This window comes from Roseivirga sp., assembly GCF_965216855.1.
Lineage (GTDB): Bacteria > Bacteroidota > Bacteroidia > Cytophagales > Cyclobacteriaceae > Roseivirga.
This window is the reverse complement of record NZ_OZ244204.1, coordinates 2,533,542-2,552,848: the sequence shown is the minus strand read 5'-3', so window position 1 is coordinate 2,552,848 and position 19,307 is coordinate 2,533,542. Positions and strand designations below refer to the sequence as shown.

Sequence of the window (19,307 nt, the reverse complement as noted above, 5' to 3'; positions counted from 1 at the left end):
TTATATAGACTAACAGATCAAATGACTGTTTTTTAACTCATATTCTTTTTACATACAAAATTCTGTTGTGTAAATATTTTCTTATCAAACTAAAACCTAAACACAACATATATTCGTTTATTGCTATACTCAAACTATGTTAGACTATTGTACATCTTAATAATCAATTCATAATTTGATTATTAATATTTTAACTAAATGACACCAACCTCATGGTAGATCTGCTTGGGCTAGATCTATATGTTAAGTACAAAGGCTATAAAATATTGTCTAATTTATATGCTGTTAGTAGCAAAGGTTACTCCTGAAACCAAGGCGCAGACAGCTATATCGTCATACAATGTGACCGTTGTCAACCCTCCTAATTCTACTTACAGTGCTACCGCTCCCAGCGATGCAGGAAATGATATCAATCCAGGACAGACCTATGATGTTAGCTTCGGCCAGGGTAATGACTATACCTTAAACAGCTACACGATAGGAGGAACTACTTATAGTAATTTTCTTGAACCGGATACGCTTATCCTACAAAGGACCGATGGTGGCCGGTTTGTTAATATTTGGTATACCCTAATCGATATAGACATTCCATTATTATTTGGAGACACAGAATTGATTTTAGACGGCCAGGAAGTGGATGATGCAGATGCCATTTACCAAACAGGCAGTTTGATCAGTGGCTATGATAATATTTTGGTCAATGTAGACAATCAGGCTTCGGGAAGTATACAAGCACAAGTAGAAAGAGTAGATGCAATCTGGTATACGGGTATTGTAAGCTGCGCTCCTTCCAATGCCGTTTTCCCTGTGATCGAAAGGGGTGGAAATGACAGTATTAAAATTGCTGCCATAACTGCCTTAGATAGCGAAGGGAACCCATCTGCCTATAGCGACCTGATTGAAATTATAGACTCTGACTGGCCAGGCACAGGACTTAGTTATGACGACTTCCTGATTCTTAGGAGGCAAACTGTCGGACAAAATCCTCTTCCCTTATTAAATACTGGAGTAATTGCTGGCCAATCAGCACAAGTCATTCAGGGAGTTGCTGTTTCTTTCTCAGAATTGGGTATTTCTGCAGGACAGGTAATTTACGGCTACTCCCTGTTTGCCTATGATACTGACGATGTAAGTCATGACCTGACAGATATCTCCACCTTTCCTACTACCACAACTGCTGCTGCATCTGGTTTGGACTTAGTGGCAGGGGTATCTGCTGCCGTTTCATCTGACAACTGCCTGACCGTTGCCATTGGTCCCGGAGGATATAAAGGAGCCCTTTCAACCTGGCTAAAAGCCAATGAAACTGCAGATATCACTACTTCTACGGAAGGCTCAGTTATAACAGACTGGCAAGACCACTGGACTGGCAACCATGATTTTGTTACTAACGGAACATCTCCCGTCTATCGAAGCTCAACTTCAACCATCAACTTCAACCAGACTGCCGACTTTACCTCCACTCAAAGAGGTCTAACGACAACAAACAATTTCGATTTTAATGACAATGGTAGCAGCTACGAGAACAAAAGTATTTCACTGGTCTTTAGAACGAGTTCAGATATTAGTACACGTCAGGTAATTTATGAACAGGGCGATGATACCAAAGGCATTAATCTCTTTATCAGAAATGGATCGCTTTTCACCCATGCATGGAACAGAAGTAATGATGGTACCGGTTCACCTTGGAACACAACCGACAATACCTCAAGTATCGCGATATCTGCAAATACAGAATATATTCTAACCTTTGAATTAGAAGGTAATTCATCAATCACGGGTACTTTCAGAGCATATCTGAATGGTCAACTTATTGGTAGTGTTTCTTCAGTAGGCCTACTTTTTTCCCATACCGGAGATATTAACCTTGGTCTTTCCGGAACGAGCCAAAGATATGACGATGGATCAGATAGCAATCCTAATTCGTTTCTTGGAGAACTCCCTGAATTCATCTACAGTAACGAACCCGCAAATTTCAATTCAACCGATAGAAATAAAACCGAAAGCTATCTGGCAATCAAATATGGAGTTAGTCTGAATCAGAATACACCAATCGATTACGTAAACTCCAGTGGTAGTGTCATATTCAACACCACTTTGAACGCCAGCCTCGGAGGATATTTGGAATATAATCAGGACATAGCTGGAATTGGACGAGACGATAACTCAGAATTGGACCAGCAACAGTCTAAAAGTGAGAATAACGGATCCATTATCACCTTTAATAAAGGATCATCTTTTGATAATAATAACACCTGGCTGATCTGGGGAAATGATGGAGGTAATGCTAATGATCTTACAACAGCATCGGACTTCCCGGCCATTATCTCCAACAGAATTGAGAGAATCTGGCGCGTGGCCGAAACAGGAGAGGCAGGCTCTTGTGATCTTATATTCGACCTGAACGAAATTACTTTTAATGGTTCTCCCTCCTCCTCAGACCTAAGTCTTTTAATTGCCTCCAGTAGTTCAGGCGGTGACCTCTCCAATGCCACAATAGTTTCCGGAGGAGTCATTAATGGAACAACATTGACCTTTTCAGGAGTTAACCTTGAAAACGGAGAGTACTTCTCCCTGGGAACAGAGTATGTGGATTGTGCCCCGGGTGGTGTCAGCTCTAACCTTGCCCTTTGGTTAAGAGCAGACCTAGGGCCCAATACCACTTCAGGAGAAGTAACCAGTTGGGAAGATCTGGCCAATGGTAACAATGCTACAGGAAGTAGTGGATCTGTGCCTGATTACCTGAGCAATAGTATTAATTTCAATCCAGCTCTTGATTTTAATGATGCCAATGCTGAACAATTAAACGGCTCTGCAGGCTTCAATTCAACGGCCTACTATATTGTCTTAAATACAGACCTCTCTTATAGTTCTGCCTCAACCAATGATGCAGTTTTGGAGTTTGAGGTTCCGGCCGGAGCTACCGACCAATTCGGGAGCTTGCTTTTTGGTTCAGCTACTGGTGCCTTTACTGGAGAAATCGTGACACATGCCATAGGTGGAACTGGAACCAGATGGCGCAGTGGTGCTTCCGAATCCGGGTTCCGAGCAATTAGTAGTGATGAAACCATTCTCATTAATGTAAGAGATAATTCGGGAGCTACCGGTTCAGAAATTAATATCAACGGGATCAACGAAGCTGACCTCTCTAGTGGTACTTTTCTGACCTCTTCCAATGTTGCCTATAGCCTTGGAGGTAATCTTGCATCCAATGCCCTATTAGATGACAATTTCAACGGACAAATCTCAGAAGTGATTTCATTTAGTGTTCGCCCATCCGATACTGAAAACGCTAGGATACAATCTTATCTCGCCCTTAAATATGGCATTACATTAGACCAAAGTATTGCTCAGAACTATGTTAATACATCAGGAACTACTATTTGGGATGCCAATGCCAATGCTTCTTATAGCAATGATATTGCAGGTATTGGCAGAGATGATGCGGCTTGCCTGGCACAAAAGCAATCCGCCAGTTCCAATGCCGGGAGCGTGATAACGATGGGGCATGGGGGTATATTCAGTGATAATGTTTCTAATACTAACAACTTTTCTGTTGACCAATCTTTTCTTATTTGGGGTGATGATGGAGCCGATCCTGCTCAAAGTAATGCCAACACCACAGATGTTCCAGGCAATGTTACAGAGCGCTTACAAACCATTTGGAAAGTAGATCAAAGCGGGACAGTGGGAGAAGTGTCAATAGCATTCGATCTCAGTGGCCTCGGCTATTCCACCACAGCTTCTGACTTTCAATTGATTATTTCTTCCTCTTCAACCATGGCCAATGGTACCACCATTACCGGAGGTACCATCGAGGGAAGTGTGATTACATTCGACAACATAACATTCTCTGATGAAGACTTCTTTTCTCTGGGAACAGACAGAGTGAATTGCGCCCCCGGTGGAGTTTCAACAGATTTGGCCCTTTGGCTCAAGGCAAGTGAAGGAACAAATACTAACACGGATGGAGCGGATATCTCCTCCTGGTCAGATTTCAGTGGAAGCAATAGAAATGGAAGCATTACCAATCTGGGAGGTGCCAATCCTGTAGCACCAACCTATGAGGCCAACCTGATCAACTGGAACCCCGTCATTGATTTCACCGACCCTAATTCCACCAATGCCGCTTACATCAGTACAACCAATGGAAACAGTGTATCGGGAGACTTCACCTTAATAGCGGTCTTCGAAACGGGACAGTCTGGTGGCGATACCGGTGATTTTGAAAACTCCCCGATACTCATAGGTGCCGGAACATCAGGTACAGACCTTGACTATGGCCTTGGTTTAGCGGAAGGCAGGCTCCATCTAAATGCAGCAAATGACGACAATCTTACGCTGAGAAGCACTACGGGTACAACATACATAGACTTTGAGCCTTACCTGGTAACGACTACCAGAACACAATCTACAGGAGCGCTGGCCATGTTTATCAATTCTGCTGCAAACGCTACAGCCACGGGAAGTACCAACTCATTCACTAACCCTACGGCTTTCGGAATTGGAAATAATCCAGGAGGAAGTGTCGGCTCTCAGTATAATGGAAAAATTGCTGAAGTATTGGTCTTCTCTGATGACCTGGCAACTACCGAAAGGCAACAAGTAGAATCTTACCTCGCTATTAAATATGGCATTTCAAGAAGTACTACCGATGACTATCTGGCCTCTGATGGAAGTACCATCTGGAGCTATAGTTCAGCCGGAGCCTATGTCAATGACATCACTGGAATAGGTAGAGATGACGGCAGTTGTTTATCGCAAGTGAAGTCAACAAGTGAAAACAATGACGCCATAGTTACCATAGAGGTCAACTCATTCTCAGCTGATAAGTCCTTTCTTATCTGGGCAAATGACAATGCATCTATAGAAGACCCTGATAATAACGAATATAATAGCGCTCAGGTGCAGAGCAGATTAAATAGGGAATGGTATGTTCAAGAGAGTGGCACTACAGGAACAACCACCATAACCTTCGATATATCTGGCATCACCGGGCCAAGCGGTATAGGTACCAATAATCTAAACCAAACGAGACTGATGGTTGATGGGGATGGAGACTTTTCGTCTGGTGTTACCCTCTATTCCCCATCTTCCATTAATTCAGACGACAATACCGTGTCATTTCAGGTAGACTTGAATAACGGTCAATACTTTACCTTAGGCTCTGAAGAGGTATCCGCTCTGCCCATTGAACTTGTTGCGTTCAATGCCAGAGCAATTGAAGACAAAAATCAAGTCTCTATTCATTGGCAAACCATTGATGAACAAGGCCAATGTCTCTTCGAAGTAGAGCGAAGCAAAAATGGAGAAAGCTTTAGCTCCATTATCTCAGTAGAGGGCAATGAATCTCCTCAGAACTTCTATCAGGTCGTTGACCCTAATCCGCTTAGCCAGACTTCTTATTACAGACTCAAGTTTACTGATGAAAGAGGAATAACTGAGTATTCATCCATTGCTGCTGTATACCTGGAAAATGCCAGTGTTCAACAGGATGTACTATATCCTAACCCAGTGGCATATGGCGAACATGTGAACATTGGACTTCATGATCATGAGCCTAATGAGCAAGTGTTCCTGGAGATTTATGACATTGGAGGAAACTTATTGTTTCAGGAAGGCAAAGTGGTTGAACCTAATCACGAGCAGATTAAAATACCAACGGATAAACTCAACAAAGGCATTAACCTGATTAGGCTAAAATGCAAAAACGAGAATAAAACCTATCGCCTAATCATCAAGTAGCCGGTTCAAAAATAGAGGTAAAGACAAAGCCATTTATGAACAGCTCTGTCCTCTTTTTAGAGAAGACCTGCTCTATGGCTTCTGGAATATTCAGAAGCTCCTTTGCCTCGAGTTGGGCGGAAAGCCGAAAGAAAAGCAGCATCAATCTCAGCAGTACCTTATGCTTCAAACGATCAGGGGGCATAAAATCCGTAACCAGCAGAAGCCCTTTTGAAGATACTATTTGACTGAGTTTAGCAATGGCTGCTTTCAGATGATCAGCGTTGAAGCAATCCAGAAAAAAGTTGGCAATTACAACGTCATATGATCCGGAATGACAGAAGAAGTCACCCTCAATAAAATTGACATTAAGTTGTTTTGGGCAATTTTGCCTTGCCTGAGACAACATTGCGGAGGACAATTCCAGATAGTCTATGTCAGAGGCCTTTTCAAGGTCTTTGTGACTTAGCAATCTACCTGTTCCTCCTCCAACAATAAGCACCCTGGCTCCTTCCGGTATAGAATCCAGGAAATGAGCTTGTGACTTGATCAGCGCCTTACCAAATATTAACCTAGAAAGCAGGTCATAAAATGGGGCAACATAATCAAAGCGATTCTTCTTCATAGCAGCCAGATTAATGCAGGCAAAAAGAAGATACCATCACTCAGAATTCTATAAAGCTGATACTTTCGGAATAAGGAAGGCCTGGCTATGAGCACAACCAGGGTAAGACTCATTGAGGTAAGAATGAAGTAAGCCGATGCATAACCCCCTTCAAACCCAAAAAGCTGAATTAGTAACATGGACAGAATAAGAAGTGCCACAAGCAGCATTCTCACTTTTCTCAAACCCAATCTTGTAACAACGGACTCCTGCTCATCGGAAATATCAAGCTTAACTTCAAAGAGGGGAATGATCAACAGGTTACAATAAGCCAGAATCCAACAGATCATCAAAACTAATAAAACTGGTGCTGAAACCTGCTCAACCTGACTTAAAGGTGCGGTAGCCACTCCCGCTACATAGACAGTAGCCGCAAACAACTCTTTATTGACAGCTCTCTTTGCCAATACCAGATAGACGAAGTAAAGCGCACTTAAGCCGACCAAAACCAACCCAATTTCAATAGTAGCCCAAGGCAAAAATTGAAGATTATAAAGCCCTGCTATAAAGACGACCGAACCCGCTATTACTAATGCCTTAAAATGTCGCTGATGGAAAGCATGTCGGGGATTACTGGCTTGATCTTTAGATTTATAGGCATCTCTTAAATGGTCGAAGGTATAAATCAACCAAATAGCAATGGCCAGTCCCAACATCATGGATGCACTGATTTCCACCTCCATGAGTCTGGCCAGAAAGGCAGATGTAATGAGAGCCCCCGCTGTAATATCGAGGCTCAGGTTTTGTACAAGGTGGATAATTCGATTCATAAAAAAACCCCGGCTCTTTTGGAACCAGGGTCTAATTTATATGAAATGTTCTAATCTTAATTGGCAGACGCTAAAGCTTCGGCACCACCAACAATCTCGAGGATCTCTTTGGTAATGGCCGCCTGACGCGTTCTGTTATAAGTTAACTTCAATTCTTTTAAGAGTTCGGCAGCATTATCTGTCGCTTTACCCATTGCAGTCATCCTTGCACCATGCTCTGAAGCATTTGACTCAAGAACGGCCTTATAGAATTGAATTTTCAGTGACTTAGGGATTAGCTCTTCAATGATAAAATCTTTTGAAGGCTCATAGATGTAGTCGGTATTAGTAGTTGCCTCTTCATCTTTCTCCAACTCAAGAACAGGAAGGAATTGCTCAGTTCTTACAATCTGAGTGGCCACATTTTTAAACTCATTGTACAAAAGGTACACTTTGTCATATTTGCCCTCAGCGTAAGATTCCATGGCGTATTCAGCTGCTTCTCTTACATTATCGAAAGTCAGGTCTCCAAATACACCCCAGAACTTATCTACCATTGGGTAGTCTCTCTTTCTGAAGGTATCGTAAGCCTTCTTACCAATTGGCATTACTTCAACCTCTTTGCCCTGAAGTTCATCAGATTCGGTCAATCTTCTAACTGCCTTAATTATACTTGAATTAAAAGCACCACAAAGACCTCTGTCTGAAGTAACCGGCACAACCAACACTCTTTTTACTTCTCTCTCCTGAGAGTAAGTGTTCATGCCCTCTTCAGTATTACCTGAAGAAACATTTGCCAGGAGTGCAGCCAGTTTTTCTGAATATGGCCTCAGCTGAACAATACGGTCCTGCGCTCTTCTCAGCTTGGCTGCCGCCACCATTTTCATGGCTTTGGTAATCTGCTGGGTCGAGCTAACCGACTGAATTCGCTGTTTTACTTCCTTTAAACTTGCCATAGTCTATTTTTAAGGGTTACCCCCAAGTGTCAATTAATATTTAGAAGAAAGCTCCTTTGCAACTTGTTCCATAGAAGCAATGGCTGCATCATCCAGTTTACCAGCTTTCAATGCATCGAGAGCAGGCTTGTGGCTGTTTCTCATGATAGTAAGGAATTCCTTTTCGAACTCTCTTACTTTTTCTACCGGAACTTTGTCAATCAAACCTTTAGTAGAAGCGTAGATAATAGCTACTTGCTCCTCAACAGATACAGGAGAATATTGTCCCTGCTTAAGGATTTCCTGGTTTCTTCTACCTCTGTCGATTGTCAGTTTCGTAGCAGCATCAAGGTCAGAACCGAACTTGGCAAAAGCTTCCAATTCACGGAACTGCGCCTGATCCAGTTTCAAAGTACCTGCTACTTTCTTCATTGATTTAATCTGAGCCGAACCTCCTACTCTGGATACTGAGATACCTACGTTAATCGCAGGTCTAACACCTGAGTTGAAAAGGTTAGTTTCCAGGAATATCTGACCGTCAGTAATTGAAATTACGTTGGTTGGGATATAAGCAGAAACGTCACCAGCCTGAGTTTCAATAATCGGAAGGGCTGTCAAAGAACCACCACCTTTTACTTCACTCTTCAATGAAGGAGGAAGGTCGTTCATCGCTGCAGCGATTTCATCGTTAGCGTTAACTTTTGCAGCTCTTTCCAAAAGTCTTGAGTGAAGGTAGAATACATCACCTGGGTAAGCCTCACGTCCCGGAGGTCTTCTAAGCAGAAGAGAAACCTCACGATAAGCAACCGCTTGCTTAGAAAGGTCATCATAAACCACTAAGGCCGGTCTACCTGTATCTCTGAAGAATTCACCGATGGCAGCACCTGTAAATGGAGCAAAGAACTGCATTGGAGCAGGATCTGATGCAGAAGCTGAAACTACCACAGTGTAGTCCATGGCACCACCTTTTTCAAGGGCAGCCACAACACCCGCTACGGTAGAAGCCTTCTGACCTACAGCAACGTAGATACAGAATACAGGCTCACCTGCTTCGTAGAATTCTCTTTGGTTAATAATAGTATCGATTACAACAGCAGTCTTACCTGTCTGACGGTCACCAATTACCAACTCACGCTGACCACGACCGATTGGAATCATAGAGTCAATCGCCTTGATACCAGTTTGTAATGGTTCGTTTACCGGCTGACGATAGATTACCCCTGGAGCTTTTCTTTCCAAAGGCATCTCGAAAGTCTTGCCTTCGATAGGTCCTTTACCGTCAATAGGTTCACCCAAAGTGTTAACAACACGGCCAACCATACCTTCACCTACATTGATAGAGGCAATTCTTCCGGTACGCTTAACTGTATCTCCTTCTTTGATTTCAGCTGAATCACCAAGCAATACAGCACCCACATTGTCTTCTTCCAGGTTCAATACCAAAGCATTCAAACCATTGTCGAATTCCAACAATTCACCTGACTGCGCTTTAGACAGTCCGTAGATTCTGGCAACACCATCACCCACTTGCAATACGGTACCTACTTCTTCCAGTTCGGCTTCCGATTTAAAGTTAGAGAGTTGCTCTCTTAAGATTGCTGAAACCTCATCAGGTCTTACATCTGCCATTTTATAATCGAGTTAATGTTATCTAATTTCTTTAAAATGCCTTTTCGTAGTGGTTCTTAGTGAACTCCAAACGCAGGGCTTTTAGTTTTGAATTAATTGAGTCGTCAATCTGTCTGTCTCCAATTTTCAGGATAAAACCACCGATTAATGACTCATCTACTTTTTCAGTCAGTTCAACCTTCTTAGAGGTGATTCTCTCAACTACAGCAACAAACTCTTTTCTCAAAGCATCTGTCAAAGGGAATGTAGTTGTGATGTTAGCTTCCTCAATGCCTTTGTGCACATTATACTGATGATGAAACTCCTTGGCCACAGCAATCAGGTAAGCTTCTCTGTGCTTTTTGGTCAGGATGGTGAAGAAAGACATGGTCATATCGTTCACCTTACCTTTGAACACATTGTTCAGCACAGCCAGCTTTCTGTCATGTGTAATGATTGGGCTTTTCAGCATCAACACTAAATCGCGGCTCTCTTCTGCAATTCCGGTAAGGAGTTGCATGTCTTTATTCACCTCTTCCAAGACCTTCTTTTCAACAGCAAGGTCTAGAAGTGATTTAGCGTATCTGGAAGCAATTCTATATTCAGACATTCGTCCGGATTTAGTTTAAGTTCAAATCTTTTACATACTCATCAACCAAAGCTTCCTGAGCTTTCTGATCGCCCAATTGCTTCCTGATGACTCTTTCAGTGATTTCAAGAGAAAGTGCAGCTACCTGAGTTTTCACGTCAGCCAAAGCAGCTCTCTTCTCGTTCTCGATAGTTGCTTTAGCATCTTCCAACATTTTCGCAGTGATCTTGCTGGTTTCTTCTTTAGCCTCTTCTTTGATTGAATTAGCGGTTGCCATTGCTTCTTTCAGGATAGAATCTCTTTCAGCTCTTGCTTCAGCCAATAATTTCTGATTATCAGCCTGCAATGCTTCCATTTCCTTTTTGGCTTGTTCTGCAGAAAGCAAAGCACTTTCAATAGTTTGCTCTCTTTCTTTCAAACCACTCAAAATAGGTTTCCAGGCAAATTTGCCCAATAAGAAAAGTAGCAACAAAAAGGCTACTGTTTGAAAGATAAATAAACCGGTATCTGGACTAAGTATTTCCATGTTTCTTTTGTGTTTAAAGAACGATTTCAGACCGACCTAATGTCAGGTCTGAAATCAGTTCAAATGCTTCTTAAAGTGCTGAAACGATTTCTCCGTTAGTTGCTAACAAGAAACAAGCTACTACACCGAAAAGCGCAATTACTTCAATAAGGGCAGCGATGATCAACATACCAGACTGCAATTTACCTGCAGCTTCTGGCTGACGAGCCATACCTTCCATAGCAGAAGCACCAATTTTTCCGATACCAAGACCTGCGCCTATCGCAACAAGACCAGCACCAATACCGGCTCCCATAAGGGCATAACCAGCAGTTAATAAAATAGCTAACATAAGTTTGTTATTATAAATGAAACAATGGTTCCTTAATCAATTAGTGGTGTCCGTCATCTACAGCCTGACCGATATACATTGAAGAGAACAATGTAAATACATAGGCCTGAATGAGAGCTACCAATATTTCTATAACAGTTATTACCACAGAGAATAGAGTACCTACTACTCCTACGGCAACATTATTCAAAATAAAGCCCAGTCCAATGATCGCCAATACTACAATGTGACCTGCAGTGATTGAAGCAAACAAACGAAGGGTCAGGGAAATTGGCTTGGTGAAAATTCCAATTACTTCTACAATCAGAATGATAGGTCTGAGCGGAAGCGGAACACCAGGAGTCGCGAAAATGTGACCCCAATAGGCCTTCTTACCATTGAATTGAGTGATGAAGAAGGTGAATAAAGCCAGACACATAGTGACTGCAATGTTACCGGTAAGGTTAGCAGCACCAGGAGTAAGACCTAAAAGGTTATTGAATAAAATAAAGAAGAACAAGGTTAATAAGTAAGGCATGAAGCGCTCATACTTATCTGCACCAATGTTAGTCTTAGCAATATCATCTCTAATGAAAACAATAATTGGCTCGAAGAAAGACTGCATTCCTCTTGGAGCTCCAACACCTTGTTTATATCTCTTTGCTACAGACATAAATACCACTAAGAGTAGTACTACGCTTAATAGGAGAGAAGCAACGTTTTTAGTAATTGACAGGTCAAGGAAACCGGCAGAATCACCTTCGTGATGATCTTCAGCAGTTGAACCCTCTCCATGGTGTTCTTCTACCATGGCCTCATGTCCTTCATCATGATGCTCTTCGCCTACTTTCAGCAGCTTACCATGAGAGATCATGTAACCACCATGAGCGATCGGTTCGTGATGCTCATCGTAGAAATCAGAAGACATGAAAACCTTCAGACCCTCTTCATAATCGTAGATAATAACAGGCAGAGGAATAGTCACATGTGTGTGACCCAGGGTAACGATATGCCACTGGTAATCGTCCTGAATGTGGTGCATGATAAACTCAGTATCACCTCCTTCTTTCTCTTCTCCTTCAGTACCAGAAGCAGCCCATAGATTTGAAGAACTCGTTAGACCAAAAACAGCGACTAAAGCGCTAATGATCAATAATTTGAGATTGTTAGTTCCGTTTCTTTTCATCATTGATTTTCACCCTCTCCCGAAATCGCGCGCAAGTTAGACAGAATGGTATATATTTCAAACACTAAATAAAATAAATAGACTACGAAGAAGTTGGCTACCCACAGTACACGTTCTTCAAGGCCAATAAAGAGTACGGCCCCGATGAATATCATGCTGAGTAGCATTCTCAATACAGTCAGGCCTATAAATATATTCGGCCTTGATTGAGCATCGAAAGATGTGAGTGCCCACTGCGCAATGGCTGCCACCACAATTCCCAGCAAAGCTGAAAATATCATGATGGACCAAATTTGCGGATGAATCAGCGACTTCTCCATTTCTATCTGCTGGAGGCTTAACACAATTCCGCAAAGGATTATGCTAAATATCAGTGATTCAATGATTTGGCGACCCAAACTTTTCATGGCCGCAAAGGTATGGAGTTGAGCTCTAATTACCTGCCTTTAATTTCATTATCTGTTAATAAGCTTGAAGTCAGAGGACCGGAGACCACAGTACACAGCTTTACTGATTTCCGATCAACCGTCTACTGATTACTCTTTAGGAAGAGAGCGGTATAACTGATAAATGGCGCCACCTGTACCGATGAGCACCATCAGAATTACAAAAAGAGCATTACCATTATTCCACCACTGGTCCATCTTGTACCCCAACCAACCACACAGACCGATAGTAACAAACAGCTGAAGTCCTAACTGGGAGTATTTAAGGTAATTATTAGGCTCGTTTGATGGCTTTTTCTGTGGCACGGCTTTGTGGAGTAGCAATTTCAATATCCTTGGCAAGGTGACCCATTTTACATCCCCCATTAAAGGTTGCTCCTGGCTCTACCACCAATTGATTGGTTAAAATATCTCCGTTAATTACAGCGCTGGGTTTCAGAATCAGCATCTCAGAGATTTCAATATTCCCCCTGATCTTGCCTCCTACTTCGGCAGAACGGGCCACAACACTGCCATCTACATAGGCTTCGGCACCCATAACAAACTTCGCTTTGGCCTTCACGTTGCCGTACACTTTCCCTTCAACACGCACATTACCGGCAGACTCCAGGCTTCCTTCCAGTATGGTCTCTTTACCAATAGTGTTACTGGTCTGACTGAGGTCTTCAGTTGATTTTTTGTCTTCTTTAGAAAACATGGTTGGTTATTTGGTTTAGTTGATTTGTTAAAACGAAATAAACTCCTCCGGATTTACCGCTGAGCCATTATACCACAATTCAATATGTAAATGTGGGCCGCTAGTTAGTTCGCCTGTATTCCCAATTATTGCAATGATATCCCCTGCGGAAATCACATCGCCAACCGCTTTGGTTATGGCAGAGTTGTGTTTATAAATCGAAATGAGGTTTTCCCTGTGCTGTACGGCAATAATGTTTCCATCTGTCTGGGTCCAGCCGGTGAAGACAACTGTACCATCTGCCATGGACTTTACAGGTTCGTCCTTTTTTGAAACTATGTCTATTCCAAAGTGTTCAATCTGTGGATCGAACGGTGCGGAGATGTATCCGGTAATCGGGGTGAAAAAATACATGCCACGGAGCTCTACATCATCCATATTGGACGTTAGCAGAAAATCGCCACCTGTTCCTCGTTCAAATTCAGATTTAAATATACTATCTGTTTTTTCTAATTGTGTATAATCCTTATCAGAACTACTTGCTACCTCCTGGCTTTCAGGGATTTCATTGGTAGTCACATCTCCCTGCAATACCTTCTTAATACTTTGAATAAACTGATCCCTACTTTCCAGTTCATAAGAAAGAGAGTCCAGCTCAAAAGTCATTTCTACCAATTCCTGCCGGGTCTGTCGTTCGGCATATCGGGGATCGAACCACTGATCGAGAATGGTATTGACCAGATAAAAGCTAAGGGCAAAAACGGCTACCAAGGCCAGAAAAGCAAAGAAAATGATCTTGGCGTAGGTAAACTTATAGGTAGCCTTTTCAGAAAAGTTTTCTTCATTCTGAATAATCAGGATGTGTCGGGCGTTCAGCCAGTTAGAAAGAGTCTTCTTAAATCGAGCCACTTATTCAAAAATCAAGGATGACAAAAATATTGATTAATACTCAACTGCCTGACTAATATTGTATTAATTGCTCATTAATTTCGTTCCTAGACCGAGATTTCTCCCTGTTGAACAATCAGACTTTACATATCGCCAGATTTCTTTGTTTTATATTGGTTTTGCCCATTGTGGGATGTGCTTCTAAGGGATATCAGAACCTGAACGCCCGATACAATGGATATTTCTATGCAGACCTGTATGTGAGTGAAGTCTATCAGGGCTTCGAAGAGCAGTATCAATACAACTTTGACGAAATCCTCAATATCTTTCCTGAGGTGGATTCCTCAATTGTCCAGAGCAATAAGGAAAAGCTGGACGATGCCTTTAAGAAATCCAGCCAAAACATTGAATGGTGGGAATCCAGCGATTGGGTAGACGACAGTTACCTGATTATTGGTAAGATCAGGTACCTGCGTGCACAATGGCAATATGCCATCGAAACTTTTCAGTATATCAATCAGAATAGCAAGGATGATGCGGTAAGACAACAGGCATTGGTCGCTCTGATGAGAACCTATATGGATATGGACAGCCCAGACCAGGCACTGGAAGTTTCCCAATTTCTGGAACTGGAATCTCTGACTCCGAAAAACCAGATCGACTATCTGCTCACTGCAGCTTTCTACTATCAAAGACAGGATGAATATGATAAGGTGAAGGACCTGCTGGAAAGGGTTCAACCTCTTTTGGAAGATAAGACTTACAGGATCAGGGTTAACTTCATTCTGGGTCAGCTGGCACAGCAGAATGGTCAATTCAGAAATGCCTATGTCTATTACGACAATGCGCTTAAGGGCAATCCTCCCTATGAGGTAATGTTCCAGGCCAAACTAAACAAGCTTGCCGTTTCGGGTTTGGCTAACAGCAATTATGTAGATGAAGCCTATAAGGATTTTGAAAGAATGCTGAAGGATGGTAAAAACACTGAATATCAGGATATCATCTACTATACAATGGGCTTGCTGGAGCAAAACAGGAATCAATTACCGGAAGCCATTGCTCATTTCATCTCGGCCACCCAGGTTAATCAACCTAATCAAAGGCAGCAGGGGCTGGCCTTTCTCAGGCTTGGTGAAATTCATTATGAAGACCTGAAAAAATTCAATCTGGCCAGCGCCTATTATGATAGTGCGGTACAGAAACTGCCCAAAGATCTGGACGGTATTGAAGACATTACCAAAAGACAGACCGTACTCAAAGATTTTGTTGCTCAATTGAACATCATTGATAAAAATGACAGCCTGCTTTCTCTGGCATCCATGAGTAAGGTTCAGTTGGAGGCCTACATCAGCCGATACCTGGCAGATCAGGAAGCAGCAGCAGAGAAGGAGAAAAAGGAAAAAAGTCAGGCCAGCACAAGTGGCGTAAACAGAGTAGACGATTCTTCATTTCAGACTCCTGATGGTAGTGGCACCTGGTATTTCTATAATCAGCAGGCAGTTGGACAAGGGCAACTGGAATTTCAAAGGATTTGGGGAAACCGCCCACTTGAAAACAATTGGAGAAGATCAGTAAAACAGAATATAGGCATTGGCCCAACTGTAGCGGCACAGGCAGATAGTATTGATGATCCCAACCTGGGTGCGGCCCAGCCTGACCTGAAAAGCAGCAGAGAAGCTGAAATTGAGAAGCTTCTGGCCACTGTCCCGACTTCTGAAGAAGACAAAGAAAAAGCTCACATAGAAATTCAGGATGCCTACTTCAAGTTGGGCAGTATATACCGGTTTGGACTTGAGCAGGACCAACAGTCCATCAACTCTTATCAGACCCTTTTACAGAGGTATCCGCAGACCTCGTATAGGCTCGATGCGCTCTATGCCTTATACACCTTATACGAGCCCAGAGATGCTACTGAAGCCAATCGATACAAGCAGATGATCATAGATGAGTTTCCTGAAACCATTTTGGCGAAAACATTAATCAACCCAAACTACCTTCAGGAAAAAGCAGCCCGCAACAGAGCTCTTCAGGCAGAGTATGCTAAAGCTTATGAGGCCTATGAGGCAGGAAACTACCTTGAGGCCGATCAGCAATTACGTTCGGCTTTGAATTCTTTCGAAGATGTGGATTTCCTTCCCACGGTAGAACTTTTAGCTGCCATACTTAAGGCAAAAACTGAAAGTATAGTCTCCTATGAACAAGCCTTAAAAGACTTTATAGAAAAGTATCCCGATCAGCCGCAATCTCAATATGCCAAAACACTGTTAGCAGCTATTGCTCCGGCCAAGGATGAGCGACTGGGTAATCTGAACGAGGCCTTCAGCGAAGACTTTCAGCAAATACACCTGGTGGCATTTACTTTTACAGAAGGGAATAATAAATCTGCAACACTCAAAACAGCCATTGATCAATTCAATGAGGAAACCTTTAAAACAAAACTGTTTGCCAGTGCCTTAAACTTTGACCCCCAGAGTAAGATTGGAATAATTTTCGTGAACAGTTTTCAGGTGAAATCTGCTGCTGAAAACTATAGAAACGCATTACAAAAGCAGTTGGAAACATTGGACCTGCAAGACGACTCAAATTTTCATAATTTTGCCATATCGCAAGACAACTTCACACAATTGTTTCAAACCAAAGCGTTAGAGCAATACCTGGAGTTCCACAAGAAATTTTACAAATAGATGAGTGCCAAAGAAAAGCTAACCAAAAGACGACCTCTCCTCAAAAAACTGATTATAGTGCTTTGGGTTGGTTTCGCCTTGTTTATAGTCGGTTTTCCTACCTATATATGGGCGGTTAGCAAGAATGTAAACAACTGGTTTGGCAGCTTACCAAGTTACAGCCAACTGGAGAATCCGGATCAAAACCTTACCTCTCTTCTATTTACTGCAGATGGTGTACAGCTCGGTTCAGGTTATTATAGAGATAACCGAAACCCTGTTACCTATGATGAGCTGGGAGACAACCTGGTAAATGCTCTGGTAGCTGCTGAAGACATCCGCTTCAATTCTCACTCTGGCATAGACCTGGAGAGTATGTTCAGGGTGGCCTTTGGAGTGTTAACTTTCAGCCCTAAGGGTGGTGGTTCAACAATCAGTCAGCAGTTAGCTAAAAACCTGTTCAACACCAGGGTAATCCGGGAAGAAGACCGGGGAAAACTGGAAGGCAACAGATTTCTCAAACAGCTTATCTATAAGACTAAAGAATGGATTTTGGCAGTCCGCCTGGAGAGATCATATACCAAAGAGGAAATCATGGCCATGTACTATAATACCGTTGAGTTTGGAAACAACGCTTACGGTATTAAATCAGCCGCAAAAACCTATTTCAACAAGCTGCCAAAAGACCTGTCTGTTTCTGAAGCAGCTGTATTGGCCGGAATGCAAAAAGGAGTAACTACTTACAGACCGGACATTAATCCGGAAAACTCCAAAAGAAGAAGAAATACAGTAATGAGCCAGATGGTTAAATATGGCTTTTTAGCACCACAGGCTTATGATACTTTACGTTCTCAAGACATTAACCTCGATGACTTCCGTCAGCAAGATCACAATACGGGTTTGGCTCAGTACTTCCGGGAAGAAGCCAGAAAGGATCTCCGTGAGTTATGTGCCAACCTTGGATATGACCTCTATGGTGATGGTTTGAAAATCTATACCACGATTGACTCCCGTATGCAGGGATACGCTGAAGAAGCCATGGACAGCGCCATGACCTCTCTGCAATTGAAGTTCGATACCCTCCTTAGAAACGAAGGCAGAGACCTCTGGATCGACAGCAAGGGTAGAGAGCTGGATGACTTTTTCGAAGAGCAGGTTATTCCACGAAGCAATGCTTACAGAAACCTGGTCAATAAGTATGGCAGCGAGTCAGATTCAGTGGATTACTATATGAATAAACCGAAAAAGCTGAAGGTGTTCTCCTGGTATGGTGATGTCGATACAGTGATGAGCTCTATCGATTCGATCAGGTATTACAAACAGTTCCTTCAGTCAGGGTTCCTGGCCACAGAACCAAAGACAGGAGCTATTAAGGCGTGGGTAGGAGGAATCAACTTCCAGCACTTTAAGTACGATCATGTAAGATTTGGAAAAAGACAACCAGGATCACTCTTCAAACCTTTTGTTTACGCAACAGCGGTAGAGCAAGGCTATTCTCCATGCTATACTTTTAAGGATGAGGCGGTAGCTATTCCAACCGGCAATGGTAATGAAATCTGGGATCCCTCTAATGCCGAAGGTAGATTTAGTGGTGAAGAAATGACGATGAAGTTGGCCATGGCCAACTCTGTCAACTCCATCACAGCCCGTGTGATGGATATTGTAAAACCAAATAAGGTAGTCGATATGGCGGGTCGATTGGGTATTACCAGCAAAATACCCCCATATTACTCTATTGCCCTGGGTACTGAAGATGTCTCTCTTTATGAGATTCTCGGAGCCTATGGAACATTCGCTAACAAGGGTACTCATATAGAGCCTTATTACATCAGCCGAATTGAAGATAAGTATGGCAATGAGATTTATCGTCATGTACCAAGGAAGAGTAAAGCCATCAATGAAGACGTTGCTTATGTCATGCTAAACATGATGCAGGAAACGGTTAAATCGGGTTCTGGTCAAAGACTATACTGGCAATACGGATTGGTAGACAAAGAGCAAAAGAAAAACAGTATAGGAGCTAAAACAGGAACTACTCAGAATGCCTCTGATGGTTGGTTCGTAGCAGTAACCAATGAAGTAATTGCAGGTGCCTGGGTCGGTGGAGATGACAGAGCCATTCACTTTACTCAATGGCCTGATGGACAAGGAGCCAGAACAGCTATGCCTATTGTGGCACTCTTCATGCAAGATATTTACGCAGACTCTACCTTAAACATCCAAAAAACACTCTTTGAAAGACCTCCAAACCTCAGCATGGAAATTGACTGTGCGAGATTTACAGAAGTTCTTGATGCCAGTGATTCTACCGTCATGTATGACGATGATATTTACTAATTTCGG

15 protein-coding genes are annotated in these 19,307 nt (G+C 42.5%); 3 read left to right on the top strand and 12 right to left on the bottom strand.

The features are described 5' to 3' along the window. Positions 1–279 precede the first annotated feature (279 nt). The gene (locus tag ACOOEY_RS11350) at positions 280–5,745 is read left to right on the top strand and encodes a T9SS type A sorting domain-containing protein (RefSeq protein ID WP_420384831.1); all 5,466 of its coding nucleotides are present in this window, start codon (positions 280–282) and stop codon (positions 5,743–5,745) included. Here the strand turns inward: ACOOEY_RS11350 and ACOOEY_RS11345 are convergent. The 12 genes from ACOOEY_RS11345 to ACOOEY_RS11290 all read right to left on the bottom strand — a co-directional run bounded on the left by ACOOEY_RS11345 (position 5,738) and on the right by ACOOEY_RS11290 (position 14,322). After that, positions 5,738–6,349 carry a class I SAM-dependent methyltransferase gene (locus tag ACOOEY_RS11345; protein WP_420384830.1) on the bottom strand — a complete coding sequence of 204 codons (612 nt, stop codon included), beginning with the start codon at positions 6,347–6,349 and terminating at the stop codon, positions 5,738–5,740. The two genes, ACOOEY_RS11350 and ACOOEY_RS11345, sit on opposite strands and share 8 nt — an antisense overlap. Next, positions 6,346–7,158 carry a hypothetical protein gene (locus ACOOEY_RS11340; RefSeq protein WP_420384829.1) on the bottom strand — a complete coding sequence of 271 codons (813 nt, stop codon included), beginning with the start codon at positions 7,156–7,158 and terminating at the stop codon, positions 6,346–6,348. Before ACOOEY_RS11340 ends, ACOOEY_RS11345 begins: the two co-directional genes overlap by 4 nt. Before the next feature lie 56 nt (positions 7,159–7,214). Next, the gene (gene atpG / locus ACOOEY_RS11335; protein ID WP_420384828.1) at positions 7,215–8,093 is read right to left on the bottom strand and encodes an ATP synthase F1 subunit gamma; all 879 of its coding nucleotides are present in this window, start codon (positions 8,091–8,093) and stop codon (positions 7,215–7,217) included. Between the two features lie 33 nt (positions 8,094–8,126). Next, positions 8,127–9,701: a F0F1 ATP synthase subunit alpha gene (gene atpA / locus ACOOEY_RS11330; protein WP_420384827.1), complete on the bottom strand. Its 1,575-nt coding sequence runs from the start codon at positions 9,699–9,701 to the stop codon at positions 8,127–8,129. Between the two features lie 31 nt (positions 9,702–9,732). Continuing rightward, positions 9,733–10,290 (bottom strand): ATP synthase F1 subunit delta, encoded by a 558-nt coding sequence (gene atpH, locus ACOOEY_RS11325; protein ID WP_420384826.1) that lies wholly within the window; start codon positions 10,288–10,290, stop codon positions 9,733–9,735. A 10-nt stretch (positions 10,291–10,300) separates the two neighbouring features. After that, complete coding sequence (locus ACOOEY_RS11320) at positions 10,301–10,795, bottom strand: F0F1 ATP synthase subunit B (protein WP_420384825.1); 495 nt, start codon at positions 10,793–10,795, stop codon at positions 10,301–10,303. A gap of 70 nt (positions 10,796–10,865) precedes the next feature. Beyond that, the gene (gene atpE, locus ACOOEY_RS11315; RefSeq protein ID WP_420384824.1) at positions 10,866–11,126 is read right to left on the bottom strand and encodes an ATP synthase F0 subunit C; all 261 of its coding nucleotides are present in this window, start codon (positions 11,124–11,126) and stop codon (positions 10,866–10,868) included. Between the two features lie 40 nt (positions 11,127–11,166). Further along, positions 11,167–12,294, bottom strand: a complete 1,128-nt coding sequence (atpB, locus tag ACOOEY_RS11310) for a F0F1 ATP synthase subunit A (protein ID WP_420384823.1) — start codon at positions 12,292–12,294, stop codon at positions 11,167–11,169. Beyond that, positions 12,291–12,698, bottom strand: coding sequence for a hypothetical protein (locus tag ACOOEY_RS11305; RefSeq protein WP_420384822.1), 408 nt, complete (start codon positions 12,696–12,698; stop codon positions 12,291–12,293). The genes atpB and ACOOEY_RS11305 overlap by 4 nt, the downstream gene beginning before the upstream one ends. Before the next feature lie 129 nt (positions 12,699–12,827). After that, positions 12,828–13,043, bottom strand: coding sequence for an AtpZ/AtpI family protein (locus tag ACOOEY_RS11300; protein WP_420384821.1), 216 nt, complete (start codon positions 13,041–13,043; stop codon positions 12,828–12,830). After that, positions 13,012–13,434, bottom strand: coding sequence for a bactofilin family protein (locus tag ACOOEY_RS11295; protein ID WP_420384820.1), 423 nt, complete (start codon positions 13,432–13,434; stop codon positions 13,012–13,014). The genes ACOOEY_RS11300 and ACOOEY_RS11295 overlap by 32 nt, the downstream gene beginning before the upstream one ends. A 27-nt stretch (positions 13,435–13,461) precedes the next feature. Then, complete coding sequence (locus ACOOEY_RS11290) at positions 13,462–14,322, bottom strand: M23 family metallopeptidase (protein ID WP_420384819.1); 861 nt, start codon at positions 14,320–14,322, stop codon at positions 13,462–13,464. A gap of 107 nt (positions 14,323–14,429) precedes the next feature. On the opposite strand from ACOOEY_RS11290, the gene bamD reads away from it, so the two are divergent. Continuing rightward, on the top strand, positions 14,430–16,985 hold the full coding sequence (bamD, locus tag ACOOEY_RS11285) for an outer membrane protein assembly factor BamD (protein ID WP_420384818.1): 2,556 nt from the start codon (positions 14,430–14,432) through the stop codon (positions 16,983–16,985). Next, positions 16,986–19,301 carry a penicillin-binding protein 1A gene (locus ACOOEY_RS11280; protein WP_420384817.1) on the top strand — a complete coding sequence of 772 codons (2,316 nt, stop codon included), beginning with the start codon at positions 16,986–16,988 and terminating at the stop codon, positions 19,299–19,301. The last annotated feature ends 6 nt before the right edge of the window (positions 19,302–19,307 follow it).